This is a genomic window from Pseudomonas sp. Sample_24 (assembly GCF_004307605.1).
Taxonomy (GTDB): Bacteria; Pseudomonadota; Gammaproteobacteria; order Pseudomonadales; family Pseudomonadaceae; genus Aquipseudomonas.
The window spans coordinates 1-5,014 of the sequence record NZ_RCNW01000411.1 but is presented as its reverse complement, the minus strand read 5'-3'; the positions used below and the strand labels follow the sequence as shown (position 1 = coordinate 5,014).

General features: G+C 59.3%; 6 protein-coding genes and 2 pseudogenes. 4 read left to right on the top strand and 4 right to left on the bottom strand.

Features of this window, described 5'->3' with window-relative positions; translation table 11 throughout:
* Positions 1-330, top strand: a pseudogene (locus D8V06_RS23820) (LTA synthase family protein); the annotation flags it as partial.
* A gap of 60 nt (positions 331-390) precedes the next feature.
* Here D8V06_RS23820 and D8V06_RS23815 read toward each other — a convergent pair.
* Entirely contained in the window at positions 391-543 is a 153-nt protein-coding gene (locus D8V06_RS23815) for a DUF3309 family protein (RefSeq protein WP_130904157.1), read from the bottom strand.
* Between the two features lie 285 nt (positions 544-828).
* Between D8V06_RS23815 and D8V06_RS23810 the strand changes: the two genes are divergently transcribed.
* The 3 genes from D8V06_RS23810 to csrA all read left to right on the top strand — a co-directional run bounded on the left by D8V06_RS23810 (position 829) and on the right by csrA (position 2,384).
* A complete protein-coding gene (locus tag D8V06_RS23810; protein ID WP_056856485.1) occupies positions 829-1,644 on the top strand; it encodes an SDR family oxidoreductase in 816 nt (271 codons plus the stop codon).
* A gap of 64 nt (positions 1,645-1,708) precedes the next feature.
* The gene (locus D8V06_RS23805; RefSeq protein ID WP_056856484.1) at positions 1,709-2,041 is read left to right on the top strand and encodes a YnfA family protein; all 333 of its coding nucleotides are present in this window, start codon (positions 1,709-1,711) and stop codon (positions 2,039-2,041) included.
* A 151-nt stretch (positions 2,042-2,192) separates the two neighbouring features.
* Complete coding sequence (csrA, locus tag D8V06_RS23800) at positions 2,193-2,384, top strand: carbon storage regulator CsrA (RefSeq protein WP_056856483.1); 192 nt, start codon at positions 2,193-2,195, stop codon at positions 2,382-2,384.
* On the opposite strand, the gene D8V06_RS23795 is transcribed toward csrA, so the two are convergent.
* The 3 genes and pseudogenes from D8V06_RS23795 to D8V06_RS23785 all read right to left on the bottom strand — a co-directional run.
* Entirely contained in the window at positions 2,373-2,600 is a 228-nt protein-coding gene (locus D8V06_RS23795) for a YheU family protein (protein ID WP_003199186.1), read from the bottom strand. The two genes, csrA and D8V06_RS23795, sit on opposite strands and share 12 nt — an antisense overlap.
* A 77-nt stretch (positions 2,601-2,677) precedes the next feature.
* Positions 2,678-3,868, bottom strand: a complete 1,191-nt coding sequence (locus D8V06_RS23790; protein WP_130904155.1) for an osmoprotectant NAGGN system M42 family peptidase — start codon at positions 3,866-3,868, stop codon at positions 2,678-2,680.
* Between the two features lie 145 nt (positions 3,869-4,013).
* Positions 4,014-5,014, bottom strand: a pseudogene (locus tag D8V06_RS23785) (N-acetylglutaminylglutamine synthetase); the annotation flags it as partial.

Below are 5,014 nucleotides of genomic sequence, written 5' to 3'. Positions count from 1 at the left end.
CGTCTCGGTGGCGAAGTGCGTCATCAGTGCTGGGGCCGCGACCTGCTCAACCTGCCTGAAGGTGACACCGGTTTTGGCGTGATCAAGCCGTCCGGCAGTGAACAGACCACGGCCATCATCACGGCTGACCAGATTCTGGTATTGCCGAAGGACAAGGACATGGCGCCGAAGATGTATCAGTACGAACTGGGCGCCAAACCGCGCGCCGAGGTTATACCGGATGCACCACGCACCGCCGAGTTGAAGACCAAGCTGGAAGCGTTCCTGCAGACAGCGACCAAAAGCCTGATCGATAACACGGCTGGTGTGGTGGACGGCACGCCGGACTAAACGCTGACGCAATAAAAAAGAGGCCTTGGAAAAGGCCTCTTTTTTTTGTCGATTAAATCGTCATATCTTGCCGAGTAACAACAGAATAATGATCACCACCAACACCACGCCGATGATACCGGACGGGCCATAACCCCAACTTCTGGAGTGCGGGAAGACCGGCAGACCACCGATCAGTAACAAAATCAGAATGATGAGTAGAATTGTGCCCATGTCTGTTTCCTTGCTGTAAGAGTTCAGGAATGACTTTGCCGTTATCAGTCAGCGGGAATGCCATTAATTCGAGCCGCTTAAAACTTCCGACCATGGCGCTTGAAAGAAAATTCCAAGTTTTTTTGCTGTTTTTCGAAACAAAGCCAATTCCAATTCTTTTTAGTTAGTTGATGCAGCCCTTCCGACGGTTTGCTCATGCCATTCAGCAATCTGATGGAGCGTGGGTCGCGCAATATCCTTCGCTACACTCGACGCATCTTCCCCGGAACAACAAGGCTGTTTGCTATGCAAAATCGCATGATGATCACTGGTGCAGGCTCTGGCCTGGGTCGCGAAATCGCGCTGCGCTGGGCGCGTGAAGGCTGGCAGCTGGCCTTGTCGGACGTCAGTGAGCCCGGCCTGCAGGAAACCCTGAAACAGGTACGCGAAGCGGGCGGCGACGGTTTCATCCAGCGTTGCGATGTCCGCGATTACAGCCAGCTGACTGCGTTCGCCCAGGCTTGCGAAGAGAAACTCGGTGGCATCGATGTCATTGTCAACAACGCAGGCGTGGCGTCGGGTGGGTTCTTCAGCGAACTGTCCCTCGAGGACTGGGACTGGCAGATCGCGATAAACCTCATGGGTGTGGTCAAGGGCTGCAAGGCATTCCTGCCACTGCTGGAAAAAAGCAAAGGCAAGATCATCAACATCGCGTCGATGGCAGCGTTGATGCAAGGCCCGGCCATGAGCAACTACAACGTGGCGAAGGCGGGTGTGGTGGCATTGTCCGAGAGTCTGCTGATCGAACTGGCTCAACAGGAAGTCGGCGTGCACGTGGTATGTCCGTCATTCTTCCAGACCAACTTGCTGGACTCTTTCCGAGGTCCGACCCCGGCCATGAAAGCCCAGGTTGGCAAGTTGCTGGAAAGTTCGCCGATCAGCGCCGCTGACATCGCCGACTACATCTATCAGCAAGTCGGTGCCGGCGAATTCATGATTCTGCCCCACGAGCAGGGCCGTATGGCCTGGGCATTGAAGCAGAAGAACCCGCAATTGCTCTACAACGAAATGACGCTGATGGCTGACAAGATGCGCGCCAAGGCCAAGCAAACCGCAGGCTGAACTTGCCGGCGAGCGATGGCATCGTTAGGGTGGCCGCCATCGGCCACTCTCATGAGACGTTCGCATGCTCAACTATCTGTGGTTCTTCCTGGCCGCGCTGTTCGAAATCGCCGGTTGCTTCGCCTTCTGGATGTGGTTGCGCCAGGGTAAAAGCGTCTGGTGGATCGTGCCGGCGCTGCTCAGCCTGACGTTGTTCGCCCTGTTGCTGACCCGCATTGAATCGACCTATGCCGGTCGTGCCTATGCCGCCTACGGTGGCATCTACATCATCGCCTCGATCGGCTGGCTGGCGGTGGTTGAACGGATTCGTCCGCTGGGCTCGGACTGGCTCGGGGTGGCGTTATGCGTGATTGGCGCCAGCATCATCCTGTTCGGCCCGCGATTTTCCGCCTCCTGAAACGGGCCTTGCTTTGCGCTGCACTGTAAGACGTTTCCGTCAGTGTGTTGGCCGCTGGCTGTAGGTTCAGTCTGGATTGCCGCTACTGCCTTGAAGGCCAAGCCTGCGCCGGGCATCTTCAAGGTTCGGTAAACCTGAAAGGACCAAGGCCATGCTTGTACTCAGCCGCGTAGTGGGCGAATTGATTTCCATCGGCGACAACATTTCCATACGCGTCGTCGCCGTCAACGGCAATAACGTGCGTTTCGGTGTCGAAGCGCCGAGAGAGGTCAATGTGCATCGCTCGGAGGTTTACGAGCGCATCAAGCGCAAGCTGCCCAAACAGAAAAAATCAGTCGAATAGATGTTTGGGCACGTCGTGCTTGAGCATGAGCTGGCATTGCTCGCTTTCCGGGTCGAAGACGATCAGCGCCTGGCCCTTGGTCAATGCCTGGCGGACCCGCAATACGCGGGTCTCCAGGGGCGTGTCATCACCATTGTCGGTGCCGTCACGGGTCACGAAATCCTCGATCAGGCGGGTGAGGGTGTCGACTTCAAGTTGGTCGTGGGGGATCAGCATAGGCACCTCGGATCAATCAATGGCGCGATGCTACGGCGGTTGGCAACACATCACCAGCAGGAGCTGCTGCAGGATCGCTAATTGTCGTTGCGCTGTCCCACCAGGCTGTCCACTGACGGCACCCGCGTATCGCTTTCCATCTGGGTGTCGTGCTCGATCTGATGACTGAAGCGGTCAAGTGACCCCGTGGCGGGTTGGGCATCGCTGGCAAAGACCGGTGGGCTGAGGATGTAGGCACCGAGCAGGCGACTCAGGGCCGCAAGGCTGTCGATGTGGGTGCGTTCGTAGCCATGGGTCGCGTCGCAGCCGAAGGCGAGCAGGGCGGTGCGGATGTCATGCCCCGCGGTGACTGCCGAGTGCGCATCGCTGAAGTAATAGCGGAACAGGTCACGGCGTACGGGCAAGTCGTTATCGCTGGCCAGGCGCAGCAGATGTCGTGACAAATGGTAGTCGTAAGGTCCGCCCGAATCCTGCATCGCGATGCTCACGGCGTGTTCGCTGGAGTGCTGGCCCGGGGCGACCGGTGCGATGTCGATGCCGACGAATTCGCTGACGTCCCACGGCAATGCCGCCGCCGCGCCGCTGCCGGTCTCTTCGGTGATGGTAAACAGCGGATGACAGTCGATCAGCAATTCTTCACCGCTGTCGACGATGGCTTTCAACGCCGCCAGCAGCGCCGCTACCCCGGCCTTGTCATCGAGGTGGCGGGCGCTGATGTGACCGCTTTCGGTGAATTCCGGCAATGGGTCGAAGGCGACGAAATCGCCGACGCTGATGCCCAGCGAATCACAATCGGCACGCGTCGCGCAGTAGGCGTCGAGGCGCAGTTCGACGTGATCCCAACTGATCGGCATTTCATCCACGGCCGTATTGAAGGCGTGCCCGGATGCCATCAAGGGCAACACACTACCGCGAATCACGCCGTTGTCGGTGAACAGGCTGACCCGGCTGCCTTCAGCAAAACGGCTGGACCAGCAACCGACCGGGGCCAGGGTCAGGCGACCGTTATCCTTGATCGCCCGTACCGCCGCGCCGATGGTGTCCAGGTGCGCGGATACGGCGCGGTCGGGGCTGTTTTTCTTGCCCTTGAGGGTCGCGCGGATGGTGCCGCGTCGAGTCATTTCGAAGGGAATGCCCAGCTCTTCCAGGCGTTCGGCGACGTAGCGCACGATGGTGTCGGTGAACCCGGTGGGGCTGGGAATGGCGAGCATTTCCAGCAGGACTTTTTGCAGGTACGTCAGGTCGGGTTCTGGGTATTTGATGGTCATGGAAACTCCTGATGGGGTGAGCACTGATCGTTCCCACGCTCTGCGTGGGAACGCCTCAACGGACGCTCTGCGTTCGGCTCTTCGGGACGCAGAGCGTCCCGGGCTGCATTCCCACGCAGAGCGTGGGAACGATCATGAACGAGGCCTAGACTGCCGGCTGACTATGCGGAAACAGCAAATCCACAAAGCGCTCGGCCGTCGGTTGCGGCTCATGGTTGGCTAGCCCGGCGCGTTCATTGGCTTCGATAAATACGTAGCCAGGCTGATCGGCGGCGGTCACCAGCAGATCCAGGCCGACCACCGGAATATCCAGCGCCCGGGCGGCTCGTATGGCAGCGTCCACCAGGGTCGGGTGCAGAATCGCGGTGACGTCCTCGAGAATGCCGCCGGTGTGCAGATTTGCCGTACGCCGCACGAACAGATGTTCGCCCGCCGGCAGGATGTTGCTGTAGTCGTAACCGGCAGCATTCAACGTGCGTTGGGTTTCCTGGTCGAGGGGGATTTTGCTTTCGCCGTCGGTAGCCGCTTGACGGCGTCGGCTCTGGGCTTCGATCAATTCGCCGATGGAATGTTGTCCATCGCCCACCACTTCCGCCGGTCTGCGAATGGCCGCCGCCACCACTTCAAAGCCGATCACCAGGATGCGCAGATCAAGACCCTCATGGAAGCTTTCCAACAACACACGATTGTCGAACTGGCGCGCTGACTCGATGGCTTGCTGGATGTCCTCGATGCTCTGCAAATCCACCGCCACGCCCTGGCCCTGTTCGCCGTCCAACGGCTTGACCACCACTCGATGGTGTTCGTCGAGGAACGCCAGGTTGTCATCGGCATTGCCCGCCAGTTGCTGAGCCGGCAGGTTCAAGCCGGCAGTCTTGAGCACTTTGTGGGTCAGGCTTTTGTCCTGGCACAGGCTCATGCTGATGGCGCTGGTCAGGTCGCTGAGCGATTCCCGGCAGCGAACCCGACGCCCGCCGTGGCTGAGGGTGAACATCCCGGCATCGGCGTCATCCACTTGCACATCGATGCCGCGGCGATGCGCTTCCTCGACAATGATCCGCGCATACGGATTGAAGGCCACCTCTGGCCCCGGCCCGAGAAACAGCGGCTGGTTGATGCCGTTCTTGCGCTTGATGGCGAAGGTCG